24 protein-coding genes are annotated in these 24091 nt (G+C 60.0%); 11 read left to right on the top strand and 13 right to left on the bottom strand.

What is annotated here, in order from left to right; all coding sequences use genetic code 11:
* Positions 1-32: 32 nt before the first annotated feature.
* Together trmA and L6D82_RS09280 are read right to left on the bottom strand one after the other, a co-directional pair.
* Positions 33-1112 carry a tRNA (uridine(54)-C5)-methyltransferase TrmA gene (trmA, locus tag L6D82_RS09285; protein ID WP_127800028.1) on the bottom strand — a complete coding sequence of 360 codons (1080 nt, stop codon included), beginning with the start codon at positions 1110-1112 and terminating at the stop codon, positions 33-35.
* Entirely contained in the window at positions 1109-2404 is a 1296-nt protein-coding gene (locus L6D82_RS09280) for an NCS2 family permease (protein ID WP_085608719.1), read from the bottom strand. The genes trmA and L6D82_RS09280 overlap by 4 nt, the downstream gene beginning before the upstream one ends.
* A gap of 220 nt (positions 2405-2624) precedes the next feature.
* On the opposite strand from L6D82_RS09280, the gene L6D82_RS09275 reads away from it, so the two are divergent.
* Positions 2625-3074 (top strand): DUF4879 domain-containing protein, encoded by a 450-nt coding sequence (locus L6D82_RS09275; RefSeq protein WP_236188812.1) that lies wholly within the window; start codon positions 2625-2627, stop codon positions 3072-3074.
* A gap of 67 nt (positions 3075-3141) precedes the next feature.
* Positions 3142-3693: a DJ-1 family glyoxalase III gene (locus L6D82_RS09270; protein WP_085747765.1), complete on the top strand. Its 552-nt coding sequence runs from the start codon at positions 3142-3144 to the stop codon at positions 3691-3693.
* Between the two features lie 5 nt (positions 3694-3698).
* Here the strand turns inward: L6D82_RS09270 and L6D82_RS09265 are convergent, their stop codons facing one another.
* From L6D82_RS09265 to L6D82_RS09255, 3 genes are all read right to left on the bottom strand, one after another.
* Positions 3699-3986, bottom strand: coding sequence for a HigA family addiction module antitoxin (locus tag L6D82_RS09265; protein WP_085747692.1), 288 nt, complete (start codon positions 3984-3986; stop codon positions 3699-3701).
* A gap of 14 nt (positions 3987-4000) precedes the next feature.
* A complete protein-coding gene (locus tag L6D82_RS09260; RefSeq protein ID WP_236188809.1) occupies positions 4001-4279 on the bottom strand; it encodes a type II toxin-antitoxin system RelE/ParE family toxin in 279 nt (92 codons plus the stop codon).
* A gap of 106 nt (positions 4280-4385) precedes the next feature.
* Positions 4386-5624: an MFS transporter gene (locus tag L6D82_RS09255; RefSeq protein ID WP_102686334.1), complete on the bottom strand. Its 1239-nt coding sequence runs from the start codon at positions 5622-5624 to the stop codon at positions 4386-4388.
* 400 nt (positions 5625-6024) lie between these two features.
* Here L6D82_RS09255 and L6D82_RS09250 point away from each other — a divergent pair, with 400 nt between their 5' ends.
* The 3 genes from L6D82_RS09250 (at position 6025) to L6D82_RS09240 (ending at position 8717) form a co-directional block, all read left to right on the top strand.
* Positions 6025-7461 carry a cytochrome ubiquinol oxidase subunit I gene (locus L6D82_RS09250; RefSeq protein ID WP_102686333.1) on the top strand — a complete coding sequence of 479 codons (1437 nt, stop codon included), beginning with the start codon at positions 6025-6027 and terminating at the stop codon, positions 7459-7461.
* Positions 7462-7464: 3 nt separating this feature from the next.
* Complete coding sequence (gene cydB / locus L6D82_RS09245; protein ID WP_085747696.1) at positions 7465-8472, top strand: cytochrome d ubiquinol oxidase subunit II; 1008 nt, start codon at positions 7465-7467, stop codon at positions 8470-8472.
* A 77-nt stretch (positions 8473-8549) separates the two neighbouring features.
* Positions 8550-8717: a DUF2474 domain-containing protein gene (locus L6D82_RS09240; RefSeq protein ID WP_007950992.1), complete on the top strand. Its 168-nt coding sequence runs from the start codon at positions 8550-8552 to the stop codon at positions 8715-8717.
* Positions 8718-8787: 70 nt separating this feature from the next.
* On the opposite strand, the gene L6D82_RS09235 is transcribed toward L6D82_RS09240, so the two are convergent.
* A complete protein-coding gene (locus L6D82_RS09235; RefSeq protein WP_236188806.1) occupies positions 8788-9912 on the bottom strand; it encodes a methyltransferase in 1125 nt (374 codons plus the stop codon).
* A gap of 175 nt (positions 9913-10087) precedes the next feature.
* The gene (locus L6D82_RS09230) at positions 10088-10795 is read right to left on the bottom strand and encodes a LuxR C-terminal-related transcriptional regulator (protein WP_236188804.1); all 708 of its coding nucleotides are present in this window, start codon (positions 10793-10795) and stop codon (positions 10088-10090) included.
* Between the two features lie 305 nt (positions 10796-11100).
* Between L6D82_RS09230 and L6D82_RS09225 the strand changes: the two genes are divergently transcribed.
* Positions 11101-11877: a ferredoxin--NADP reductase gene (locus L6D82_RS09225; protein WP_085747699.1), complete on the top strand. Its 777-nt coding sequence runs from the start codon at positions 11101-11103 to the stop codon at positions 11875-11877.
* 32 nt (positions 11878-11909) lie between these two features.
* Here the strand turns inward: L6D82_RS09225 and mscL are convergent, their stop codons facing one another.
* On the bottom strand, positions 11910-12323 hold the full coding sequence (gene mscL, locus L6D82_RS09220; RefSeq protein ID WP_085608712.1) for a large-conductance mechanosensitive channel protein MscL: 414 nt from the start codon (positions 12321-12323) through the stop codon (positions 11910-11912).
* A 285-nt stretch (positions 12324-12608) separates the two neighbouring features.
* Between mscL and katB the strand changes: the two genes are divergently transcribed.
* Positions 12609-14147, top strand: coding sequence for a catalase KatB (gene katB, locus L6D82_RS09215; protein ID WP_236188803.1), 1539 nt, complete (start codon positions 12609-12611; stop codon positions 14145-14147).
* 143 nt (positions 14148-14290) lie between these two features.
* On the top strand, positions 14291-15658 hold the full coding sequence (radA, locus tag L6D82_RS09210; protein ID WP_007950985.1) for a DNA repair protein RadA: 1368 nt from the start codon (positions 14291-14293) through the stop codon (positions 15656-15658).
* On the opposite strand, the gene L6D82_RS09205 is transcribed toward radA, so the two are convergent.
* Positions 15659-16027, bottom strand: coding sequence for a PilZ domain-containing protein (locus tag L6D82_RS09205; RefSeq protein WP_236188801.1), 369 nt, complete (start codon positions 16025-16027; stop codon positions 15659-15661).
* 159 nt (positions 16028-16186) lie between these two features.
* Here L6D82_RS09205 and L6D82_RS09200 point away from each other — a divergent pair, with 159 nt between their 5' ends.
* The 3 genes from L6D82_RS09200 (at position 16187) to yjiA (ending at position 19526) form a co-directional block, all read left to right on the top strand.
* Positions 16187-18253 (top strand): carbon starvation CstA family protein, encoded by a 2067-nt coding sequence (locus L6D82_RS09200; protein ID WP_007950983.1) that lies wholly within the window; start codon positions 16187-16189, stop codon positions 18251-18253.
* A 15-nt stretch (positions 18254-18268) separates the two neighbouring features.
* Positions 18269-18466, top strand: a complete 198-nt coding sequence (locus L6D82_RS09195) for a YbdD/YjiX family protein (protein ID WP_003228401.1) — start codon at positions 18269-18271, stop codon at positions 18464-18466.
* An 88-nt stretch (positions 18467-18554) separates the two neighbouring features.
* Positions 18555-19526, top strand: coding sequence for a GTPase (gene yjiA / locus L6D82_RS09190; protein ID WP_085747701.1), 972 nt, complete (start codon positions 18555-18557; stop codon positions 19524-19526).
* A 13-nt stretch (positions 19527-19539) separates the two neighbouring features.
* Here the strand turns inward: yjiA and L6D82_RS09185 are convergent, their stop codons facing one another.
* The 4 genes from L6D82_RS09185 to glyA form a co-directional block, all read right to left on the bottom strand.
* Complete coding sequence (locus tag L6D82_RS09185; protein WP_236188799.1) at positions 19540-20235, bottom strand: GntR family transcriptional regulator; 696 nt, start codon at positions 20233-20235, stop codon at positions 19540-19542.
* A 24-nt stretch (positions 20236-20259) separates the two neighbouring features.
* Entirely contained in the window at positions 20260-20964 is a 705-nt protein-coding gene (locus L6D82_RS09180; protein ID WP_102686328.1) for a FadR/GntR family transcriptional regulator, read from the bottom strand.
* Positions 20965-21013: 49 nt separating this feature from the next.
* Positions 21014-22327 carry a C4-dicarboxylate transporter DctA gene (locus tag L6D82_RS09175; RefSeq protein ID WP_236188798.1) on the bottom strand — a complete coding sequence of 438 codons (1314 nt, stop codon included), beginning with the start codon at positions 22325-22327 and terminating at the stop codon, positions 21014-21016.
* A 278-nt stretch (positions 22328-22605) separates the two neighbouring features.
* The gene (gene glyA, locus L6D82_RS09170; RefSeq protein ID WP_007950978.1) at positions 22606-23859 is read right to left on the bottom strand and encodes a serine hydroxymethyltransferase; all 1254 of its coding nucleotides are present in this window, start codon (positions 23857-23859) and stop codon (positions 22606-22608) included.
* Positions 23860-24091 lie beyond the last annotated feature (232 nt).

The following is a 24091-nucleotide window of genomic DNA, read 5'->3' as shown; positions in this document are numbered from 1 at the left end:
GAGGACGGCTTTCTTGTTTCTGGCACTTGCGATCAACGTCGGGTCAGCAGCACGCCGGATTCCATGTGGTGAGTCCACGGGAACTGGTCGAACAGCGCACAGCGCGTGATGCGGTGCGTGTCGTGCAGCTGGGCGATGTTGGCCGCCAGGGTCTCCGGGTTGCAGGAGATGTACAGGATGTTGTCGAAGCGACGGGTCAGTTCGCAGGTGTCCGGGTCCATGCCGGCCCGTGGCGGGTCGACGAACACGCTGCCGAACTCGTAGCTTTTCAGGTCGATGCCGTGCAGGCGACGGAACGGGCGAACTTCGTTCAGGGCTTCGGTCAGCTCTTCGGCGGACAGGCGCACCAGCGTGACGTTATCCACAGCGTTTTCGGCGAGGTTGCTCAACGCGGCGTTGACCGAGGTCTTGCTGATTTCGGTGGCCAGCACTTTGCGCACGCGGGTTGCCAGCGGCAGGGTGAAGTTACCGTTGCCGCAGTACAGCTCCAGCAGATCGTCGCTGCGATCGCCCAGCGCTTCGTATGCCCAGTTGAGCATCTTCTGGTTCACGGTGCCGTTGGGTTGGGTGAACGCGCCTTCCGGTTGGCGATAGCTGAATGTGCGACCGCCAACTTCGAGTTTCTCGACCACGTAATCGAGGCCGAGCACTTCGCGCTTGCCCTTGGAGCGACCGATGATGCTGACGCCCAGATCCGCCGCCAGTTTGGTGGCTGCCGCGTGCCAGTGCTCGTCCAGCGGACGGTGATAGCACAGAGTGATCATCGCGTCGCCGGCCAGGGTGGTCAGAAACTCCACCTGGAACAGCTTGTGGCTCAGCGCCGCGCTGGCCTGCCAGGCAGCCTTCAATTGCGGCATCAACTGGTTGATGCGCAGGCTGGCGATCGGGAATTCCTCGATCAGGATCGGCGTGCGTTTGTCGTCCTGGGAAAACATCGCGTAATGCCGCTCACCGCCCTCGCGCCACAGGCGGAATTCGGCGCGCAGGCGGAAGTTCTGCAGCGGCGAGTCGAACACCGTTGGCTCCGGTGCATCGAACGGGGCCAGCAGGTCACGCAAACGCGTGACCTTGTCTTCGAGTTGTGCGGCGTAGGCCTGGGAATCAAAAGTCATGCGTTGAACCAACCCAGCTTGATCACGAACAGAATCGACAGGATCACCAGCGCCGGGTTCAGCTCACGGGCGCGGCCGGACAGCAGTTTGATTGCAGTCCAGGCGATGAAGCCGAAGGCGATGCCGTTGGCGATGGAATAGGTGAAAGGCATCGCCAGGGCGGTGACCACGACCGGCGCGGCGACGGTGATGTCTTCCCAGTCTATTTCCGCCAGGCCCGAAGTCATCAGCACGGCGACGAACAGCAGCGCTGGTGCGGTGGCGAAGGCCGGTACGCTGGAGGCCAGTGGCGAGAAGAACAACGCCAGGAGGAACAGGATCGCGACGACGATGGCGGTCAGGCCGGTGCGGCCCCCGGCACTCACGCCCGCAGCGGATTCGATGTAGCTGGTGGTGGTCGAGGTGCCCAGCAGCGAACCGGCCATCGCCGCCGTACTGTCGGCGATCAGTGCACGGCCCATTTTCGGCATGTGGCCGTCCTTGCCCATCAGGCCGGCGCGCTTGGCGACGCCGATCAGGGTGCCGGAGTTGTCGAACAGGTCAACGAACAGGAAGGCGAAGATCACGCTGACCAGGCCGATGTCCAGCGCGCCCTTGATGTCCAGTTGCAGGAAGGTCGGGGCCAGCGAAGGTGGCATCGAGGTCACGCCGCCGAACGGGGTGAAGCCCATCACGATGGAAACGATGGTCACCGCGAGAATGCCGATCAGCACTGCGCCGCGCACTTTCAGGGCTTCAAGGGCAACGATTAGGGCGAAACCGAGAGTGGCGAGGATCGGGGCCGGTTGTTTCAGGTCACCGAGGCCGACCATGGTCGCTTGGTTACTGACCACGATACCTGCGTTGTGCAGGGCGATCAGTGCCAGGAACAGGCCGATACCGGCGGCAATCGCCGAACGCAGCGGCAGCGGGATGCTGTTGATGATCCATTCACGGATGCGGAAGATCGACAGCAGGAAGAAGCACACGGCGGAAATGAACACCGCGCCCAGCGCCACTTGCCAGGTGTGGCCCATGTGCAGCACGACGGTGTAGGTAAAGAAGGCGTTCAGACCCATGCCCGGTGCGAGAGCGATCGGGTAGTTGGCGATCAGGCCCATGACCGTGGAGCCGATGGCGGCTGCCAGGCACGTGGCGACGAACACCGCGCCTTTGTCCATGCCGGTCTCGCCGAGGATGCTCGGGTTGACGAACAGAATGTAGGCCATGGCCAGGAAGGTCGTGACGCCCGCGAGAATCTCGGTCCGCACGTTGGTGTTGTGTGCCTTGAGTTGAAACAGCCTTTCCAGCATGTCTGCTCCCCGTGGCGCGCGTGGCGCCGTGAATGTATCGACCTCAACAGCAAAGCACAGACCGTCGCAAGCGCCTGGAAAATTGTGGTGGGCCGGAAAAAGCCGCGCATCATACCAGCAGCGTGAGGAAGATGGCGGATGTTGGTGTCGATCGTCGGCGAAGTTTTGCACCACGGCCAACTACGCCATACTGCGCGCTGTTTTTTCGGGGATGGATCGCATGAACAAGGGTTGGATGAAGACCGCTGGACTGATTGCCTTGTGGCTGGCCGGTACACCGATGGTACTCGCGGCGTCGGCACCGCCATTGAGCGAGGTGAAAGTCATCAAGGTTCAGTCGTCGTCCTGCGGGCTCGAAGACATTACCGATGGCCAGGTGCAGACCCGTTGCGATCACAGCGCGCCGGGCATCAAGGTCTATGTGCTGGAAATCGGCTACGGCCAGAGCCAGCCTCAGGCTGCACTGGACGGCTTTGAAGTGAACGGCACCCGGAGTCCGGTCTGTGCCTTCGATAACGGCAACCTGACCGAATGCACGCCGGGCGCGAAAACCGTCGGTTCGCTGTACACCTTCGATCTGGCGACTCGTCAGGAAGGCACCTTTACCTTCAGCAACACCTCGATCAACGCCCCGCGCAACACGATGTCGACCCAGCTTTACATCAAGTAACGGCTGTCGCCGAACAGGGCAGGGCAAAGCTGACTACGCTTTAAAGATCACCCAGCGGATGGCGCCCATGACCTTTAGAGCCCTGATTACCCTCGCCGAGGGCATCGATGATCTGCAATGCGTGACCCTGATCGACGTGCTGCGCCGCGCCGGCATCGAAGTGGTGGCGGCCAGCATCGAGGGCCGGCGCATGCTGACCTGCGCCCGAGGCACGCGACTGACCGCCGACGGCATGCTCATTGATGTGCTGGCCCAGACCTTCGACCTGATTGTCTTGCCCGGCGGTGCGGTCGGCGCACAACACCTTGCCGCGCACCAGCCTCTTCAACAACTGCTAAAGGATCAGGCCAGTGCCGGACGACTGTTCGCCGCCATCGCCGAAGCCCCGGCCGTCGCTCTGCAAAGCTTCGGTGTATTACGTCAACGCCGGATGACCTGCCTGCCCGTCAGCAGTCATAACCTTTCCGGTTGCACATTTGTTGATCAACCGGTGGTGGTCGACGGTAATTGCATCACCGCCCAGGGCTCCGGCGCCGCGCTTGCGTTTGCGCTGACACTGGTCGAGCAACTGGCGGGCAAGGCCGCCAGAGCAAAGGTGGCGGGGGAGTTGCTGGCCTGAGAAGGTCAGGCGTGAGCAGCGATTGGTCGAATGGCTGGCTGCTCACGGTGCTCGGCTTGCCAAAGGTCGTAATCGGTTTGAACGCCTAGCCACATGCGAGCCTTGCCAATCCCCGCGCGTTCCAGTCGCACGGCCAGATCCGGGCTGATCGGCGCATGTCCGTGCAAAACGCGAGATAGATGAGGACGAGCGAATCCCAGATGCCGAGCCAATTCGGTAACGCTGATGCCAAGTTCCGGCAATACGTCCATCAGCAGTGTTTCACCGGGGTGTGGCGGGTTGTGCATGGGCATGAGCCTGCCTCCTGTCAGTGGTAATCCAGATAGTCGATCAGTTCGATATCCGAACCTGCAAATCGAAAGATAACCCGCCAGTTCCCGGACACACTGAGTGACCAGTACTCGCAAAGCTCCCCTTTCAGTAGATGCAGACGCCAACCGGGAAGGTCCAGATCCCCGGGAGCCGCTGCGCGATCCATGAACTGCAGCATGCGCGACAGCCGTTTAGCGTGATCGGCACGAATCCCGCGAGTCGAACCGGTTTCATAGAAGCCGCGAAGGCCTTTGTGCTGAAAGGATTTGATCATGCGGCGAGTGTAAGGCGATACATTACACTCAATGCGGTATCTATGTACCGCATCTTTTCGAGCTATTTGTGCTTGGGGGATGGCCCCGCTGGTGGAGCCCGTGTAGCTAGGCTTTCACCTCTTCCACTGGCACATGCATCCGGTCGCGGTTGGCCAGGGTCGGGAACAGTTTGATCCAGGTCCCGGTCACCACCAGTGTGCCGATACCGCCCATCACCACCGCCGGCACGGTGCCGAACCAGTGCGCGGTCAGGCCGGATTCGAATTCGCCCAACTGGTTCGAGGCGCCGATGAACAGGCCGTTCACCGCGCTGACCCGCCCGCGCATTTCGTCCGGGGTTTCCAGTTGCACGAACGAGGCGCGGATCACCATGCTGATCATGTCCGCCGCGCCCAGCACGACAAGTACCGCCAGGGAGAACCAGAACGAGGTCGACAGACCGAAGGCGATGGTTGCCACGCCGAATACACCGACGGCGGTGAACATCACTCGACCGACGTTTCGCTCGACGGCAAACCGCGCCAGGAACAGCGACATCATCAGCGCGCCAACCGCCGGCGCCGAGCGCAGCAATCCCAGCCCCCACGGCCCGGTCAGCAGAATGTCCTTGGCGAACACCGGCAACAGCGCCGTGGCGCCGCCGAGCAGCACGGCGAACAGATCCAGCGAAATCGCCCCGAGAATGTCCGGGCGGCTACGAATGAAGCGAATCCCCGCCAGCAACGAATCCAGTGTCGCCTTGCCCTTGTTCAGCGGGGTTTGCCGTGCGGGCAGGTTGAGCATCAAGGTGCAGGCGATGACATACAGAATCACCGTCGGCCCGTAGACCCACACGCTGCCGAAGGCATAAAGCAGACCGCCGAGCGCCGGGGCGACGATGGTGGCCGATTGCTGTGCAGATTGTGCGGCGGCGACGGCACGCGGGAACAGCGCACTGGGCACGATGCTCGGCAGCAGTGCCTGGGTGGTCGGCATTTCGAAGGAGCGCGCGGCGCCGAGCAGGAACGCCAGGATAAAGATCATTTCCCGGGTGACATGGTCGGTGGCGCTGCCGATGGCCAGTGCCAGGGCAATCAGGGCCTGCAACGACTGGCAGATCGCCGCGACCTTGCGCCGATCGTAGCGATCGGCAACGTGGCCGGTGTGCAGCATGAACAATACGCGTGGCGCGAATTCCACCAGTCCGACCAGACCCAGGTCGAGCACGTTGCCGGTCAGTTGATAGAGATTCCAGCCGATCGCCACGGTGAGCATCTGAAAACCGCTGGCGGTGAAGATCCGGGCCAACCAGAACGCAAGAAAGGGGCGGTGATGACGTAACAGCAAGGGCTCTTGGCTGGGCATTTGCGGGCCGGTCTTGATCGAGGGGAACCGCGAGATTATCACCAGTCTGTAACAGGAAGTTGCTATGACAGAAAATTTAGTTAGCCAGACATCGATTTTTCCCTGCCCGGACACCGATCCCGGCCAGGGATGTATTTCAGGGCGTTGCCATGACTGTGAGGCAACTTGTCACGCGGCAAAAGACCACGCGGTTCCCCGTCGGAAATGGGACTACTCTTTTAACGTTGATTGATCCAGATCAAGACCCATTGCGGAACTGATCCGTGACCCGTTGGCAGACTCCCTGCGTCGCGATGCCTGTAAAAAGAAGAACGAATCCGAGTTCGCCGCACTCCATACCCGTGGGGGCAGTGGTCCAAGGCCGCCAGTCTTGGAACCGTTATCTGATAGAGGAAAGCTTATGTTCGGTTTAGAGGCCCTGGATCTCGCCCGAATTCAGTTCGCGTTCACCATCTCGTTCCACATCCTGTTCCCGGCGATCACCATCGGTCTTGCGAGCTATCTCGCGGTGCTGGAAGGCCTGTGGCTGAAAACCGGCAACGACACCTACCGTGACCTCTACCATTTCTGGTCGAAGATCTTTGCCGTCAACTTCGGCATGGGCGTGGTCTCGGGACTGGTCATGGCCTACCAGTTCGGCACCAACTGGAGTCGCTTCTCGGACTTCGCCGGTTCCGTCACCGGCCCGTTGCTGACGTATGAAGTGCTTACGGCGTTCTTCCTCGAAGCCGGTTTCCTTGGCGTGATGCTGTTCGGCTGGAACAAGGTCGGGCGCAAGCTGCACTTTTTCTCCACGGTAATGGTGGCCATTGGCACGCTGATTTCGACCTTCTGGATTCTCGCCTCCAACAGCTGGATGCAGACGCCGCAGGGCTTTGAAATCGTCAACGGTCAGGTCATTCCAACCGACTGGCTGGCAATCATCTTCAACCCGTCGTTCCCGTATCGCCTGATGCACATGGCGACGGCGGCGTTCGTCGCGACGGCTTTCTTCGTCGGCTCGTCGGCGGCCTGGCACTTGCTGCGCGGCAAGGACAATCCGGCGATTCGCACCATGCTGTCGATGGCGATGTGGATGGCGCTGATCGTTGCGCCGATTCAGGCAGTCATCGGTGACTTCCACGGCCTCAACACCCTCAAGCATCAGCCGGCGAAAATCGCCGCGATCGAAGGCCACTGGGAAAACCATGGCAACGAAGCGACGCCGCTGATCCTGTTCGGCTGGCCGGACATGAAGGAAGAGAAAACCAAGTATGCGGTCGAGATCCCGTACCTCGGCAGCCTGATCCTGACGCACTCGCTGGACAAGCAAGTCCCGGCGCTCAAGGAATTCCCACCGGAAGACCGGCCGAATTCGACCATCGTGTTCTGGTCGTTCCGGATCATGGTCGGCCTCGGCTTCCTGATGATCTTCACCGGCCTCTGGAGCCTGTGGCTGCGCAAGCGCGACACGCTCTACACCTCGCGGCCGTTCCTGTACCTGGCGCTGTGGATGGGGCCGTCCGGTCTGATCGCGATCCTGGCGGGCTGGTTCACCACTGAAATCGGTCGTCAGCCATGGGTGGTCTACGGGCTGATGCGCACGGCGGATGCATCGTCCAACCACAGTTTCATGCAGATGAGCATCACGCTGATCATGTTCGTGGTGGTGTATTTCGCGCTGTTCGGTGCGGGTCTGGGCTACATGATGCGTCTGGTGCGCAAAGGGCCGAAGACCGACGAAGGCAAGGAAACCAACGACGGTGGTCCTGGCCAGAAACGCACGCCGGCCCGTCCGTTGTCCGCTGCCGACGACGATGGCGCCGAACACGACCGCAGCCTGACCAAGGAGATTTGAGTCATGGGTATTGATCTTCCGCTGATCTGGGCCGTGATCATCATCTTCGGGATCATGATGTACGTGGTCATGGACGGTTTCGACCTGGGGATCGGGATTCTCTTCCCGTTCATCCCAGGCAAAGTCGACCGTGACGTGATGATGAACACCGTCGCCCCGGTATGGGACGGCAATGAAACCTGGCTGGTACTGGGCGGCGCTGCGTTGTTCGGTGCGTTCCCGCTGGCCTATTCGGTGGTGTTGTCGGCGCTGTACCTGCCGTTGATCTTCATGCTGATCGGGCTGATTTTCCGCGGCGTGGCGTTCGAGTTCCGCTTCAAGGCCAAGGACGACAAGCGTCACCTGTGGGACAAGGCGTTCATTGGTGGTTCGGTGGCCGCTACGTTCTTCCAGGGTGTGGCACTTGGTGCGTTCATCGACGGCTTGCCCGTGGTCAACCGGCAATACGCCGGCGGCTCACTGGACTGGCTGACGCCGTTCACGCTGTTCTGCGGCGCCGCGCTGGTTGTGGCGTATGCCTTGCTCGGCTGTACCTGGCTGATCATGAAGACCGAAGGCAAGCTTCAGGAACAGATGCATGACCTGGCGCGTCCTCTGGCCTTCGTGCTGTTGGCGGTGATCGGTGTCGTCAGTCTGTGGACGCCACTGGCCCACCCGGAAATTGCGACGCGCTGGTTCAGCATGCCGAATCTGTTCTGGTTCATGCCGGTGCCGATTCTGGTGCTGGTGACGATGTACGGTCTGATTCGCGCGGTGGCACGTAATGCCAATTACATGCCGTTCCTGCTGACCCTGGTGCTGATCTTCCTCGGCTACAGCGGTCTGGGCATCAGCCTGTGGCCGAACATCGTACCGCCGTCGATCTCGATCTGGGACGCCGCCGCACCGCCGCAAAGCCAGGGCTTCATGCTGGTGGGCACGCTGTTCATCATCCCGTTCATCCTGGGTTACACCTTCTGGAGCTACTACGTGTTCCGCGGCAAGGTGACCCACGAAGACGGTTATCACTAAGCAAAAACCTGTGGGAGCGAGCTTGCTCGCGATGGCGTCGGTAGCGGCGCCATCCATCTTGAAGAGGTTTAAAGAAAATGACTGGCAAACATTCCCTGCACGACATTGAAGAAGCCGAAAAAAAGCCGCTGTGGCAGCGGCTCGGCTGGTTGGCCATGATCTGGGTCGGCAGCGTCGGTGCTTTGTTCATCGTCGCCAGCCTGATGCGTATGTTCATGAACGCCGCAGGTCTGACCACGCACTGAGACTTCCCATCCCGCTGCCTTGCGGCACGGATTTTTGACCCTCCGACCGGAGGGTTTTTTTTTGCCCGGATTATTTGCGCGCCTTGAGGATCACGAACTTCGGCGTAGCCGCGACTTGCTCGACACCGCGGAACAGTCGCGCCAGTTTGCTGTGATAGCCCAGGTGACGGTTGCCGACGATGTACAGCGCGCCACCTACCACCAGCGCTTCGCGGGCCTGCTGGAACATGCGCCAGGCAAGGAAATCGCCGACCACCTGTTGCTGGTGGAATGGCGGGTTGCACAAGACTACGTCCAGCGATTGCGCTTCCTGGCCGGCCAGACCGTCGCCGGCGCGTACGATCACTTCACGTTCGCCCAGCGCCGCGCGCCAGTTTTCGGCCGCCGATTGCACGGCCATGAACGATTCGTCCACCAGCGTGTAATGCGCTTCAGGATTTTGCAGGGCGCTGGCGATGGCCAGAACGCCGTTACCGCAGCCGAGGTCTGCGACTCGTGCCGAACCGAGGTTTTTCGGCAGGTGCGGAAGGAAGGCGCGGGTGCCGATGTCCAGCCCTTCACGGCAGAACACGTTCGCGTGGTTGAGCAGTTCGATGGCCGGCTCGTCAAGACGATAGCGGGTCGGGTAGGGCGAAACGGCGGGTGCCTTGGCCTCGGGCGTGGCGATCAGCAATCGGGCCTTTTTCACAGCCAGCGAAGCCTGAACCGGGCCGATGTAGCGTTCCAGCAGGTCACCTGCGGCACGAGGCAAATGCTTGACCATCGCCGCTGCTACCACCTGAGCGCCAGGTGCCAATTGACCCTGCAAGCGAATCAGTTGCTCTTCCAGGAGTGCCAGGGTTTTCGGGACGCGGATCAGCACCCGGTCGAACGGCCCGACCAAGGGCTCGCTGGCGGGAATACCGCGCAGCGCATCGAATGCCTGACCGTTACGCAGCAGGTTCTTTTCCAGCCCCTGAAACGCCAGGAACGAATCACCGCTGGTGCTGACCTGCACCTTGCCCGAGAGGCTGATGGCCAATGCGCCGAAACTGTCGTTGAGCACCAATACTCGGGTATTCGCCGGCAGATTCTGTTCGGCCAGATGATTGAGCAGGTATTCGTCGGCCGCATCGAAGGCTTGCAGCGGTTCGTTCTGCTGTTCGGGCTGGCGGATCAGATCAAGCTGGGCGAAGGGCGTATCGAGCAAAGGCATGGGGCGGGGACTCTGGGTAATCGACGGATGTCCCGCGGCCCAGGGTGTCGTGCGGCGGAACCGACCGAGTGGACAGCGGCGTGAATGCTCACGACATCACTCAGGAAGGCTGCAAATGGTACGTTTTTTTTGTTGGTAATACTCGTCTGATTTCAGTGCAGTGGAAGAGGGCGGCCTAGAGATATCCGGCCTTGGCGGCGGCGATGACGGCTGACATCTTGTTGCAGGCGTTGAATTTGGTGATCAGGTTCTTGGTGTGATAGTTCACGGTGCTTTCAGCGATATTCAGGATCCGGCCGATTTCCCAGGATGTTTTGCCAAGGGCGCACAGCCTTACGATTTCAAGCTCTCGAGTGGACAATCGCACAGGCGGAGGCTTGGCCAGCGTTGCCGGGCAGGCAATGAGGAACAACTCACACAAATGCTGCAAGACGTATTGCAATACGCCGTACTCGTTGTACAGCTCCAGGGCAAAAATTTCGCAGTGGGTTCGGGCCAGGCTGATTGTGCAGCACAAGTCATTTTTCTCATCGTGATATGACTGCGACCAACCATGTTCCATCCCGTGATTTTGAAGCGCACTCCACATCAGCGGAGCCTTCGAGAAGGCTTTCCTGCTCCAGAGAAACGGCAGCATGGAGCCATCGCAATAGGCTGTTATCGGGTCGTCCTTTGCGTAAGTTTTTTCGTATTCGTCGTTCCACGCCGTTGTGAAGTTATTGATATGGAACGCGTTGAATGACGGGAAGCCAGGCCGGGAAACTTTAATGCCACAAAACTGAAAGCCGAGGTTCCTGGCAAACGTGCTCAGAATCGGAAATGCATTCTCGATTTCCTTCGCGCGCGTGATCTGTTCTATCTGGTACTCCTTCCACCTTTCCATTTGAGTGTTCTCCAAAATAATAATCCGCGGGGGGCGCCGTATTGGATCCAATGTGGTGGCACGGAGTCGAGTGTAGGACGCTTCCTACAAAAGTGTTTGGATTTTTTTGTTCTTGGTAAGTGCTCCTATTTGGAATATCTCTGAACAAGTCTTTATATGTGGGAGATCATTTAAATAATTCTGACTTCAGGTTGACTATTTTAGAGTTTTAAAACTAGTGGCACTTTGAGATTCCATCACAAACTATCGGTGTTTCATTGTGCAATTATGCGTAACAATCGAATTATTGTTGATGGAGTGAACCGATGACCGCCAGCAGCGAAAAATTCAGCCGCCAGACATTACTCGATGTGCAACCGCTGACCCCGAACCTGTTCACCCTGCGTACCACGCGGGATGCCGGTTTCCGCTTCCGCGCCGGGCAATTCGCGCGGATTGGCGTGACGCGCCCGGACGGCAGTACGGTGTGGCGCGCCTACTCGATGGTGTCTTCGCCGTTCGATGAGTTTCTCGAATTTTTTTCCATCGTAGTGCCGGGCGGTGAGTTCACCAGCGAACTGAGCCGGCTGAAAGCAGGGGATACCTTGCTGATCGAGCGTCAGGCCTTTGGTTATCTGACGCTGGACCGTTTTGTCGATGGTCGGGATCTCTGGCTGCTATCCACAGGTACGGGGGTGGCACCGTTTCTTTCGATCCTGCAGGACTTCGAGGTCTGGGAAAAGTTTGAGCGAATCATCCTGGTCTACAGCGTGCGGGAGGCTCGGGAACTGGCTTATCAACCGCTGATTGCCGAGCTGACTCAGCGTGACTACCTGGCTGAATATGCGCATAAATTCCAGTTCATTCCGGTGGTCACCCGCGAGCCTTATGCCGGCGCCCTCAACGGACGCATCACGACGCTGATCGAGAATGGCGAGCTGGAGAGGATGGCAGGCGTCGAGCTGACCCCGGAGCATTCGCGGGTCATGCTCTGCGGTAATCCGCAGATGATCGACGACACCCGGGCCTTGCTCAAGCAACGCGGCATGGCCTTGAGTCTGACCCGGCGCCCGGGACAGGTGGCGGTGGAAAACTACTGGTAAGAAAACGGCGCCCTCAGGCGCCGTTTCAATCTTCAAGGCCGGTTGTTCTGGGCCTTGAGCAGATCGCGGATCTCGCCCAGCAGTTCTTCTTCCTTGGTCGGTACCGGCGGCAAGGTAGGCGCCACGGCTTCTTCGCGCTTGAGGCGGTTGATGGCTTTGACGCCCATGAAAATCGCGAAGGCGACGATCACGAAGTCAAGAACGCTCTGGATGAATTTGCCGTAGGCCAGCACCACCGCAGGGGCAGTGCCCTCGGCAGCTTTCAGCGTGATGGCAAGGTCACTGAAGTCCACGCCGCCGATCAGAAGGCCGATGGGCGGCATGATCACGTCGCCGACAAACGACGAAACGATTTTGCCGAAGGCCGCGCCGATGATGATACCGACGGCCATGTCGACCACATTGCCTTTGACCGCGAAGGCCTTGAACTCGCTGAGCACGCCCATAGTTATTTCCTTGTTACAGATGAGTTTGGTGTACGCAGTGTAAATCAGCATAACGCGTCCTGCGCGTAACACCTTCTTACAAAGCCTGTTTTTATCGACACACCATTTCGCAATTAGTTTGCAAAGTGCCACTAATCGCGCGCGGAATACGCCTCAAGCCGCTGATTCCGAAGAAAAAATATTCAATCACGGCGTTGTGATCTTTCTATTTAGGTTTGGCGAATCGAGCTTCTAGCCTCTGTCTGGCGCACCTGGATGCGCCTCAAAAAAACAGAGGAACCTGAAATGAATTCCACACTTGGCTCAGGGATTACTCCCCGTCGCACCGTTGGTGTATTGGCCGCCAGCCTGTTGACCCTTTCCGTGAATGCCGCGCCGCTGACCCGTGACAACGGTGCGGCGGTCGGCGACAACCAGAACTCGCAAACCGCCGGCGCCAACGGCCCGGTACTGTTGCAGGACGTGCAACTGATCCAGAAGCTGCAACGCTTCGACCGCGAGCGCATTCCCGAACGCGTTGTGCATGCCCGAGGCACTGGTGCCCATGGTACGTTCACTGCGACCAACGATCTGAGCGATCTGAGCAAGGCCAAGGTGTTTACCGCCGGCCAGGTCACGCCGGTGTTCGTGCGTTTCTCGGCGGTGGTTCACGGCAATCACTCTCCGGAAACCCTGCGTGACCCTCGAGGTTTCGCGACCAAGTTCTACACCGCCGACGGCAATTGGGATCTGGTGGGCAATAACTTCCCGACGTTTTTCATCCGTGATGCGATCAAGTTCCCGGACATGGTGCATGCCTTCAAGCCCGATCCTCGCACCAACCTTGACGATGACTCGCGCCGATTCGACTTCTTCTCTCATGTACCGGAAGCCACCCGTACTTTGACTGAGCTGTATTCCAACTCGGGAACCCCGGCCAGTTATCGGGAGATGGATGGCAATAGTGTGCACGCCTACAAGTTGGTCAATGCCAAAGGCGAAGTCCATTACGTGAAGTTTCACTGGAAAAGTTTGCAAGGCATCAAGAATCTCGATCCGCAACAAGTTGTGCAAGTTCAGGGCCGGGATTACAGTCACATGACTCACGATTTAGTAACAAATATTAACAAAGGCAATTTTCCCAAGTGGGACTTGTACATCCAAGTCTTGAATCCGCAAGACTTGTCGAAGTTTGATTTCGATCCACTTGATGCAACCAAGATCTGGCCAGGTGTTCCGGAGCGAAAAGTTGGACAAATGGTCTTGAACCGCAATCCTGCGAATGTTTTCCAGGAAACCGAACAAGTGGCCATGGCTCCCTCAAATGTTGTTCCGGGCATCGAGCCCTCGGAAGACCGTCTGCTGCAGGGCCGGATATTTGCCTATGCCGACACCCAGATGTATCGCCTTGGCGCCAACGCCCTGCAATTGCCGATCAATGCCGCCAAAACCGCCGTCAACAATGGCAATCAGGATGGCGCGATGAATGCCGGTGCGAGCACCTCGGGCATCAACTATGAGCCAAGCCGTCTGCAGCCGCGTGAAGAGACCCCGGCTGCGCGATACAGCCAGACCGCGCTGCAGGGCAGCACGCAACAGGCGAAGATCCAGCGCGAACAGAACTTCAAACAGGCCGGTGATCTGTATCGCTCGTTCAGCAAGAAGGAACGCCAGGATCTGATCGAAAGCTTTGGCGGTTCGCTGGCGGGCGCCGATGACGAGAGCAAGCACATCATGCTGTCCTTCCTTTATAAGGCGGATCCGGAATACGGCGCCGGTGTGACCAAAGTGGCCAAGGGTGACCTGGATCAGGTCAAGGCCCTGGCCGCCAAACTGGTCGACTGACAGCGACCCTTTCAAGCCCCGGCAATTGCCGGGGACTGACCGGCAGCAGCGCCGTGCGTCTGGCCAGCGGAGAAATCCGTCCCGACGCGCCGCGCTGATCGACGATGGCTGCGTTATCATCGCGGTTTTTGCCGGGGGTTCAGATGGCCAAGGCCAAGCGCATGTACGGCTGCACCGAGTGCGGCGCAACCTTTCCCAAGTGGGCCGGGCAGTGCGGCGAATGCGGCGCCTGGAACACCCTGACCGAAACCATGGTCGAGAGCGGCGGTGCCGCCGCCCCGAGCGGGCGCACCGGCTGGGCCGGACAGCAGGCCCAGATCAAGACCCTGGCCGAAGTCAGCATCGAAGAGATTCCGCGTTTTTCCACAGCCTCCGGCGAGCTCGACCGAGTGCTCGGCGGTGGTCTGGTGGACGGCTCGGTGGTGCTGATCGGCGGCGATCCCGGCATCGGCAAATCGACGATCCTCTTGCAGACCCTGTGCAACCTCGCCAAGAGCATGCCGGCGCTGTACGTCACCGGCGAAGAGTCCCAGCAACAGGTCGCCATGCGCGCACGCCGCCTGGGCCTGCCGCAGGATCAACTGCGGGTCATGACCGAAACCTGCATCGAAACCATCATCGCCACCGCCCGTCAGGAAAAACCCAAGGTGATGGTGATCGACTCGATCCAGACGATCTTCACCGAGCAACTGCAGTCGGCACCGGGTGGCGTGTCCCAGGTGCGCGAGAGTGCGGCGTTGCTGGTGCGTTACGCCAAGCAAAGCGGTACGGCGATTTTTCTGGTCGGCCACGTGACCAAGGAAGGTGCGCTGGCAGGGCCTCGCGTGCTGGAGCACATGGTCGATACCGTGCTGTATTTCGAGGGCGAGTCCGACGGGCGATTGCGCCTGCTGCGGGCGGTGAAGAACCGTTTCGGCGCGGTCAACGAACTCGGCGTGTTCGGCATGACCGACAAGGGCCTGAAAGAAGTCTCCAACCCTTCGGCGATTTTTCTCACCCGCGCTCAGGAAGAAGTCCCGGGCAGTGTGGTGATGGCAACGTGGGAAGGCACCCGGCCGATGCTGGTTGAAGTCCAGGCGCTGGTGGATGACAGTCATCTGGCCAACCCGCGTCGGGTCACGCTGGGTCTGGATCAGAATCGTCTGGCGATGTTGCTGGCGGTGCTGCACCGTCACGGCGGCATTCCGACCCACGATCAGGACGTGTTCCTCAACGTGGTCGGCGGGGTGAAGGTGCTGGAAACTGCGTCCGACCTGGCGTTGATGGCGGCCGTCATGTCGAGCCTGCGTAACCGGCCGTTGCCCCATGACTTGTTGGTGTTCGGCGAAGTCGGCCTGTCCGGCGAAGTGCGCCCGGTGCCGAGCGGTCAGGAGCGATTGAAGGAAGCCGCCAAGCACGGCTTCAAGCGCGCGATCGTGCCCAAGGGCAATGCGCCGAAAGAAGCTCCGCCAGGGTTGCAGATCATTGCGGTGACACGACTGGAGCAGGCGCTGGACTCGTTGTTCGAGTGATCAGACGTCAATCAGCGCCGCGAACTCGCGTTCCAGCTCGGTTTCGTCGGCCAGATTGAGTTCGATCAGGCGACGCAGGCGCTGAATCGACTCCAGGCTGATATGCCGGCACACGAAACCGAGCTGGCCGTGATCTTCATGAGCCAGTTGCACATCCATCTCGATGTGTACGTCCTCGCTTAAATGAATATCGACGAAAAAATCCTGCTCGGAATTGCCCAGCCAGGGCTCGGGCCGCTCGATCAAAAGCCCCTTGAGCGACAGATCGATCAGCTTCACCGGCCAGATGTACTCGCCCTGGCTCAATTCGGTTCGGGCATCGAACGCGATACGTTTGAAGCGGCGACGCTCGGACGGGTGCTCGCTCATGGCGCAATCCTCAGGAAGGTCAGCTGACTATAGACCCGACCGGCGGGGTGATGCCAACGAATGGACTGTCTAGACCAATGTCGGGGTATGGCCTTTGCCGCCAACAGCGCTAAACTCGGGGTGGCTGTCTTTCTTGTCCACCCTGGCTGGAATAATAAAATGAAAAATAATAATAGCCTGCTACGCCACTTACCCTGGCTGCTGCTGGCAATCGTAGGAGCGTGCGCCCTGGGCGTAGTGGCATTGCGCCGAGGCGAGGCGATCAACGCCTTGTGGATTGTGGTCGCCGCCGTGGCCATCTATCTGGTTGCGTACCGTTACTACAGTCTGTTCATCGCTAACAATGTGATGCAACTCGATCCGCGTCGGGCCACCCCCGCCGTACTCAACAACGACGGTCTGGACTACGTTCCAACCAACAAACACATTCTCTTCGGTCACCACTTCGCGGCCATCGCTGGCGCGGGGCCGCTGGTCGGCCCGGTACTGGCGGCGCAGATGGGCTACCTGCCCGGTACGCTGTGGCTGATCGCCGGCGTGGTGCTGGCGGGCGCGGTGCAGGACTTCATGGTTCTGTTCATGTCGACCCGTCGCAACGGCCGTTCGCTGGGCGACATGGTGCGTGAAGAAATGGGCCGTATCCCCGGCACCATCGCGCTGTTCGGCTGCTTCCTGATCATGATCATCATCCTCGCGGTGCTGGCGCTGATCGTGGTGAAAGCCCTGGCTGAAAGCCCTTGGGGCATCTTCACCGTGATGGCGACCATCCCGATCGCGATGTTCATGGGCATCTACATGCGCTACATCCGTCCGGGCCGCATCGGCGAGATCTCGGTAGTCGGCGTGTTGCTGCTGCTCGGTTCGATCTGGCTGGGTGGGCAGATTGCCGCCGATCCGGTCTGGGCCAAGGCCTTCACCTTCACTGGCGTGCAGATTACCTGGATGCTGGTCGGCTACGGTTTCGTCGCCGCTTCGCTGCCGGTTTGGCTGATTCTGGCGCCGCGTGACTATCTCTCCACGTTCCTCAAGATCGGTACCATCGTCGCCCTGGCGATCGGCATCCTGGTGACCATGCCCGAGCTGAAAATGCCGGCCCTGACCCAGTTCGTCGACGGCACTGGTCCGGTGTGGAAGGGCGGTCTGTTCCCGTTCCTGTTCATCACCATTGCTTGCGGTGCGGTATCGGGTTTCCACGCGCTGATCTCTTCCGGGACCACGCCGAAACTGCTGGATAACGAAACCAACGCCCGTTACATCGGTTACGGCGGGATGCTGATGGAATCGTTCGTGGCCATTATGGCCATGGTCGCTGCCTCGGTGATCGAGCCAGGCGTGTACTTCGCCATGAACAGCCCGGCCGCCGTGGTCGGCGGTGATGTGGTGTCCGTGGCAACTGCGGTCAGCAACTGGGGCTTTGCAATTACCCCGGAAGCCCTGCAAGCCGTGGCGCATGACATCGGTGAAACCACCATCCTGGCCCGTGCCGGTGGTGCGCCGACCCTGGCGGTCGGTATCGCGCAGATCCTGCACAGTGTGCTGCCGGGTGAAAACACCATGGCGTTCTGGTACCACTTCGCGATCCTGTTCGAAGCGCTGTTCATCCTGACCGCAGTCGATGCCGGCACCCGTGCCGGTCGCTTCATGCTGCAGGACCTGCTCGGCTCCTTCGTACCGGCGCTGAAACGCACCGAATCCTGGTCCGCCAACCTGATCGCCACCGCCGGTTGTGTCGCGATGTGGGGCTGGTTGCTATATCAGGGCGTGGTCGATCCACTGGGCGGTATCAACACCTTGTGGCCGCTGTTCGGCATCTCCAACCAGATGCTTGCCGGTATCGCGCTGATGCTCGGCACCGTGGTCCTGATCAAGATGAAGCGCCAGCGCTACATCTGGGTCACCCTGCTGCCGGCCACCTGGCTGCTGATCTGCACCACGACCGCTGGCTTCATCAAGCTGTTCGACGCCAACCCGGCGATCGGCTTCCTGTCGCTGGCCAAGAAGTACAGCGATGCACTGGCCAATGGTCAGGTGCTGGCGCCGGCGAAAAGCGTCGAGCAGATGCAGCACGTGATCTTCAACGCCTACACCAACGCTACATTGACCGCGCTGTTCCTGTTCGTGGTATTCAGCATCCTGTTCTATGCGCTCAAGGTCGGCATCGCTGCCTGGGGCAAAAAAGAGCGTACGGATAAAGAATCGCCATTCCAGGCCCTGCCGGACGCGTAACCAGAGGATTGCAGCATGTTCAATGACCTGAGTCGCCTCGGTAAATACCTCGGTCAGGCCGCGCGCCTGATGGTCGGCATGCCCGACTACGACACCTACGTCGAGCATATGCAGACCAAACACCCGGACAAACCGGTGATGAGCTACGAGATGTTCTTTCGCGAACGTCAGGAAGCCCGTTACGGTGGCAAGGGTGGGCCGAAGTGCTGCTGAGCCGCTGATCGTGGTTCAGCAGAGATAGGTGGGAGCAGGTCTTTCGGCCTGCTCCCATTTTTATTTGTGCAATTGAAGGAGATCGAGTTTGTCTTCTCCCATCCCGGTCACGGTGCTCAGCGGTTTCCTCGGCGCCGGCAAGACCACCTTGCTGCGCCATCTGTTGAAAGCCGAGCACGGCCTGAAAATCGCCGTGATCGAAAACGAATTCAGCGACGCCGGCATCGACACCCAATTGCTGGGCGACGAGCCGGTGCAAGTCATGACCCTGGCCAACGGCTGCGTCTGCTGCACCATCCACACCGATTTGACCAAGGCCTTGTACCTGCTGCTTGAACGACTGGACAGCGGCGAAATCGCCTTCGATCGGCTGGTCATCGAATGCACCGGCCTGGCCGACCCGGCTCCGGTGGCGCAGACTTTTTTCATCGACGAAGAACTGCGCGAACGTTATCTGCTCGACGGCATCATCACCCTCGTCGACGCCGCTCACGCCGAACTGCACCTGACCCAGACCATCGCCCAGGCGCAGATCGGTTTTGCCGACCGCTTGCTGGTGAGCAAGACCGATCTGGTGGACGAGGCTGCGTTCACCGCGCTTAGCGAACGCCTGACTCGCATCAACCGCCGTGCACCGATCCGCGTGGTCGAGCACGGCAACATCGATCTGGCCGAATTGCTCGATGTGCGCGGTTTCAACCTGAATGCCGATCTCGGCGGCGGGGTGAGTCTGCGGCCGGTGAGCAAGGCGCCATCCATCGACCGGATTTCCAGTCTGGTGCTGCGTACCGATCAGCCGCTGGATATCGATCAGCTCAGCGAATTCATGAATGAACTGTTGGAAGAGCACGGCAAGCAATTGTTGCGCTACAAAGGTGTGTTGAACATTGCGGGTGAAGATCGGCGGCTGGTGTTCCAGGGCGTGCTGAAACTCTACGGCTTCGACTGGGATACCGAGTGGGCCGAGGGCGAGGCGCGGGAAAGCGTGATCGTGTTTATCGCCGACGATTTGCCGGAAGAGAAAATCCGGGCGGGTTTTGCCAGGGTGGCGGCGAACTGAGTCCGCCGCGCTTTCAGTGAGTGGAGCCGCTGAGAATCGTCTGCTCCATGTGATCCAGATGACGGTTCATCAGCGACACCGCCTCGGCAGCGTCATCACGCTCGATCGCCTCGACGATCCGGGCGTGATCCTGCCAGCCGCAACAGCTGTGCGTGGTTTCTGTGCATCGCGCAATCGCCAGTGAGGTCAGCGGCACCAACGTGCCGAGAAAATGCGCCAACGGTGCATTCCGCGCCATTTTCGCTACCTGCAAATGAAACTCCCCGGACAAGCGAATCGCCGCCCCGCGCCGATCTTTATCCACAGCCTGACGCTCCCGTTCGATCAACGCTCGCAGGCGCTTCAGATCTTCAGCCTGCGCATGCTGACAAGCCAATCGCACCAGCGTGTTCTCGGCCAGACGCCGGGCGTGCAGGGCCTGACGTGTCTGCTCGGCATCCGGCGCAGCCACTCGTGGTCGATGGTTGGCCCGCAGTACGATGATCTGTTCGTGGGACAGTTGAGTCAGCACCCGACGCACATCGGCGCGGCTGACGCCGAACATCTGCTTGAGACTTTCTTCGGTGAAACGGCTGGCGGCATCGATACGCTGTTCGAGAATCGCGTCGAACAGGCGCGGATACAGGTCGTCCACCGGCGCGTGCAGGCGGGAGAAGGGCAGGGCCGCCGAGGTCGAGCGAGGGTGCGATGGCGTGGCAAGGCTGTTCATGGCCGGTCTCCAGTGTGAGGCGTTTCAGTGACTCAGGTTGTCATCCGGAATATTCAGCTCGATACCCATCCGCTGGCCTTCACGCAAAATGTGCCGGCGCATTTCGGCGCTGGCCTGGGCGCTGTTCTTGCTGCGGATCGCGCGCACCACGGCTTCGTTTTCCTCAAGGCGTTCGGCCAGGTGCTCCGGCGAATTGCGCAGCACTTCGGCGCTTTGCTTGAGGGCGTTGCTGGTCTGTTGCACCACGCTCTGGAAAATCGGGTTCGAGGTCAGGGTGAACAGCTCCTCGTGGAACGCGATGTAGGCGCTGACCCCGGCCTCGCTGTCACCCGCTTCGAGGGCTTCGCGCATGTCCATCAGGGTCAGGCGCAACTGCCCGACTTCCTTGCTGCTGATCGACTGCGCTACCAGACCGACAATGAACGGTTCGAGGGTGTAGCGCAGTTGCAGCACGTCTTCGAGGCTTGCGCCGGCCACTGCGCTGTCGTGGCTTTGAGTGTCACTGGCCTGCGCGTCGAGCACCACCACGCCTTTGCCCGGCATCGAGCGCACCAGACCGAGGGTTTCCAGCACGATCACCGCTTCACGCAGGCTCGGGCGGCTGATGCCCAGTTGCTCGGCCAGCTCGCGCTGCCCCGGTAGCATCTCGCCGGAGCGCCACTGGCCACGGGCCAGCGCGGCCCGGAGTTTTTCCACCACTGAGTTGACGACGGTTGATGTAGTAATCACGTGTTCGCTCCATGAGCCGAGCCTGCATTGGCGCAGGCACGGCGCTCATTCAGAATTCTTTGGCCGCCGCTTGAGCGACCGTTTTTCTCGGCTGAAAGTTATAGCCCTGCTCGCCGTTGAGCACCTTGTTCGCCCGCTGCACGTCGATGTCCTTTTCCCAGCGGGCGATGGCCACGGTGGCGACGCAGTTGCCGATCAGGTTGGTCAGCGCGCGACCGATGCCCATGAACCAGTCCACCGCCAGCACCAGCACCAGACCGACCACCGGAATCGCCGGGATGGCCGTCAGCGTGGCCGCGAGAATCACGAGCGCCGACCCCGGAATGCCGTGGGCACCTTTGGAGGTAATCAGCGACACCAGCAAAATAGTCAGCAGATCGGTCATGGCCAGCGGCGTACCGGTAGCGTTGGCAATGAATACGATGGCCAGGGTCAGGTAGATCGAAAAACCGTCGAGGTTGAACGAGTAACCGGTGGGAATCACCAGCCCGACGGTCGAGCTGCCGATGCCCAGATGTTCAAGCTTGCGCATGATCTGCGGCAGCACGGCGTCGGAGGAGGCGGTGCCCATGACGATCAGCAGTTCTTCGCGCAGGTACTTGAGCAGCGGCCACATGCGCAGACCGGAGGCACGCATCACCAGACCCAGAATCACGCTGACGAAAGCGATGCAGGTCAGGTAGAACAAACCGACCAGACTGCCCAGGTGTTGCAGCGAATCCAGGCCATATTTGCTGGTGGTGAAGGCGATGGCGCCGAACACGCCGATCGGTGCCAGACGCACGATCATGCCCATGATCCGGAAGATCACGTGGCTGAGCTCGTTGATCAGCCGCGAGATCCCGGAAGCCGCTTCGCCCACCAGATTCAACGCGCTGCCGAACAGCACCGAGAACAGCAGCACTTGTAGAATGTTGTTGTCGGCAAAGGCGCCGAGTACCGAGGTCGGGATCAGGTCCATCAGGAACTGGGTGGTGGTGTGCATGTGCTGGCCGCGTTCGGCGATGTCGCCCATGTCGGCGGCGGACAACTGCTCCAGATGGATGTTGGCGCCGCTGCCGATCCCGGTGCTGAACGCGAACACCAGACCGATCACCAGGGCGATGGTGGTCAGCACTTCGAAGTAGATCACCGACTTGAGGCCGATGCGCCCGACCTTCTTCAGGTCGCCGGCGCCGCTGATGCCGCTGACCACCACGCAGAACACGATCAGGCCGATGAGCATCTTGATCAGTTTGATGAAACCGTCGCCGAGCGGTTTGAGCTGGGCCGAGTATTCAGGAAGGGTCAGCCCGCAGACGATGCCGAGCACCAGTCCGAGAACCACTTGGAGGAAGATTGAACGCGAGCACCATCTGAGCATGGGAGGAATCCTGGTCGGTGTCCTGGCTGCCGTGCGCGGTGCGCATCAGATTCAGGACTTAATTATTGTGGTCTTACCGGTATGTCCAGTGCGGGTGCAGTCTAGGCGCTGTTTTTTACGGATCGCAAGTGAAAAGTGACGAATTGGCATGACCGGTCTGACCAGTTGGGCGCGAGGCCCCGACCTTGAGCCATTTAGCGTTCGAAACTTTTTTGCGGGCGAAAAAAAACCGGCCAATCACTTGGCCGGTTTTTCATGCTACGGGTTTAACGTCGCAATTAAGCGCCGTATACCGGCAGTTTCTTGCAGATGGCTTTGACTTTCTCACGAACGGCGTCGATCACCGCTTCGTTGTTCAGGTCAGCCAGGATGTCGCAGATCCAGCCAGCCAGCTCTTTGCACTCTGCTTCCTTGAAGCCGCGAGTGGTCACAGCCGGAGTACCGAAGCGCAGACCGGAGGTGACGAACGGGGAGCGTGGGTCGTTTGGCACGGAGTTCTTGTTTACGGTGATGAACGCTTTGCCCAGAGCGGCGTCGGCGTCTTTACCGGAGATTTCCTGCTTGATCAGCGACAGCAGGAACAGGTGGTTTTCAGTACCGCCCGAAACCACGTCGAAACCGCGCTCGATGAACACGCCGGCCATGGCCTGGGCGTTTTTCACCACTTGTTGCTGGTAAGCCTTGAACTCTGGCTGCAGTGCTTCCTTGAAGCAGATCGCTTTGGCGGCGATCACGTGCTCCAGCGGGCCGCCCTGGGCGCCCGGGAATACGGCGGAGTTCAGCTTCTTCTCGATGTCGGCGTTGGCTTTGGCCAGGATCAGGCCACCACGTGGACCGCGCAGGGTCTTGTGGGTGGTGGTGGTCACGACGTCAGCGAACGGAACCGGGTTCGGGTAGACGCCAGCGGCGACCAGACCGGCTACGTGAGCCATGTCGACGAACAGGTAGGCGCCAACCTTGTCGGCGATGGCGCGGAAGCGCGGGAAGTCGAGGATCTGCGAGTAGGCAGAGAAACCGGCCACGATCATTTTCGGCTTGTGTTCAACCGCCAGACGCTCGACTTCGTCGTAGTCGATCAGGCCGTTGGCGTCGATGCCGTACTGGATGGCGTTGTACAGCTTGCCGGAGGAGGAAACGCTGGCGCCGTGGGTCAGGTGACCGCCGTGAGCCAGGCTCATGCCCAGGATGGTGTCACCGGCCGACAGCAGGGCCAGGTAGACAGCGGCGTTGGCTTGGGAACCTGCGTGCGGCTGAACGTTGGCGTAGTCGGCGCCGAACAGTTCCTTGGCGCGGTCGATGGCCAGTTGCTCAACGACGTCGACGTACTCGCAACCACCGTAGTAGCGCTTGCCCGGGTAGCCTTCGGCGTACTTGTTGGTCAGTACCGAGCCTTGAGCTTCCATCACCGCTGGGCTGGTGTAGTTCTCCGAAGCGATCAGCTCGATGTGTTCTTCCTGGCGCTGGGCTTCTTGCTCCATGGCGGCAAAAAGATCGGCGTCGTACTTGGCAATAGTCAAATCACGGCTGAACATGGCGGTCCTCAAGGATCGGGGGCAGAAAAGGGGGGCATTCTAACCCATCGGGTTTTGGATGGCATATGAAACGACATCATGTCGCAGACAAGTGGCGTTCATGACCAGATATGTGGCGTCCGTGCCGGCCTTCGTTGACCAGCCGTTTCGCACAATAACCGAGGCCGCCCCGCGATTTTGTGATCGACATCAATCCCTGTGGAAGCGAGCTTGCTCGCGAAGATCACGCCGC

It is taken from the genome of Pseudomonas paraglycinae, assembly GCF_021601625.1.
GTDB classification, from domain to species: domain Bacteria; phylum Pseudomonadota; class Gammaproteobacteria; order Pseudomonadales; family Pseudomonadaceae; genus Aquipseudomonas; species Aquipseudomonas paraglycinae.
Note: the sequence above shows the minus strand (reverse complement) of the source record. Positions and strands in the feature narration are given on the sequence as shown.

Coding starts and splice junctions, on each gene's coding strand:
- L6D82_RS09255 (WP_102686334.1), bottom strand. CDS start 5,624: ATGCCCAGCCAAGAGCCCTTGCTGTTACGTCATCACCGCCCCTTTCTT.
- L6D82_RS09250 (WP_102686333.1), top strand. CDS start 6,025: ATGTTCGGTTTAGAGGCCCTGGATCTCGCCCGAATTCAGTTCGCGTTC.
- L6D82_RS09185 (WP_236188799.1), bottom strand. CDS start 20,235: ATGAACAGCCTTGCCACGCCATCGCACCCTCGCTCGACCTCGGCGGCC.
- L6D82_RS09230 (WP_236188804.1), bottom strand. CDS start 10,795: ATGGAAAGGTGGAAGGAGTACCAGATAGAACAGATCACGCGCGCGAAG.
- katB (WP_236188803.1), top strand. CDS start 12,609: ATGAATTCCACACTTGGCTCAGGGATTACTCCCCGTCGCACCGTTGGT.
- L6D82_RS09240 (WP_007950992.1), top strand. CDS start 8,550: ATGACTGGCAAACATTCCCTGCACGACATTGAAGAAGCCGAAAAAAAG.
- L6D82_RS09265 (WP_085747692.1), bottom strand. CDS start 3,986: ATGCCCATGCACAACCCGCCACACCCCGGTGAAACACTGCTGATGGAC.
- L6D82_RS09280 (WP_085608719.1), bottom strand. CDS start 2,404: ATGCTGGAAAGGCTGTTTCAACTCAAGGCACACAACACCAACGTGCGG.
- L6D82_RS09200 (WP_007950983.1), top strand. CDS start 16,187: ATGAAAAATAATAATAGCCTGCTACGCCACTTACCCTGGCTGCTGCTG.
- L6D82_RS09205 (WP_236188801.1), bottom strand. CDS start 16,027: ATGAGCGAGCACCCGTCCGAGCGTCGCCGCTTCAAACGTATCGCGTTC.
- L6D82_RS09270 (WP_085747765.1), top strand. CDS start 3,142: ATGACCTTTAGAGCCCTGATTACCCTCGCCGAGGGCATCGATGATCTG.
- glyA (WP_007950978.1), bottom strand. CDS start 23,859: ATGTTCAGCCGTGATTTGACTATTGCCAAGTACGACGCCGATCTTTTT.
- L6D82_RS09175 (WP_236188798.1), bottom strand. CDS start 22,327: ATGCTCAGATGGTGCTCGCGTTCAATCTTCCTCCAAGTGGTTCTCGGA.
- L6D82_RS09275 (WP_236188812.1), top strand. CDS start 2,625: ATGAACAAGGGTTGGATGAAGACCGCTGGACTGATTGCCTTGTGGCTG.
- L6D82_RS09195 (WP_003228401.1), top strand. CDS start 18,269: ATGTTCAATGACCTGAGTCGCCTCGGTAAATACCTCGGTCAGGCCGCG.
- mscL (WP_085608712.1), bottom strand. CDS start 12,323: ATGGGCGTGCTCAGCGAGTTCAAGGCCTTCGCGGTCAAAGGCAATGTG.
- cydB (WP_085747696.1), top strand. CDS start 7,465: ATGGGTATTGATCTTCCGCTGATCTGGGCCGTGATCATCATCTTCGGG.
- trmA (WP_127800028.1), bottom strand. CDS start 1,112: ATGACTTTTGATTCCCAGGCCTACGCCGCACAACTCGAAGACAAGGTC.
- L6D82_RS09235 (WP_236188806.1), bottom strand. CDS start 9,912: ATGCCTTTGCTCGATACGCCCTTCGCCCAGCTTGATCTGATCCGCCAG.
- L6D82_RS09260 (WP_236188809.1), bottom strand. CDS start 4,279: ATGATCAAATCCTTTCAGCACAAAGGCCTTCGCGGCTTCTATGAAACC.
- radA (WP_007950985.1), top strand. CDS start 14,291: ATGGCCAAGGCCAAGCGCATGTACGGCTGCACCGAGTGCGGCGCAACC.
- L6D82_RS09225 (WP_085747699.1), top strand. CDS start 11,101: ATGACCGCCAGCAGCGAAAAATTCAGCCGCCAGACATTACTCGATGTG.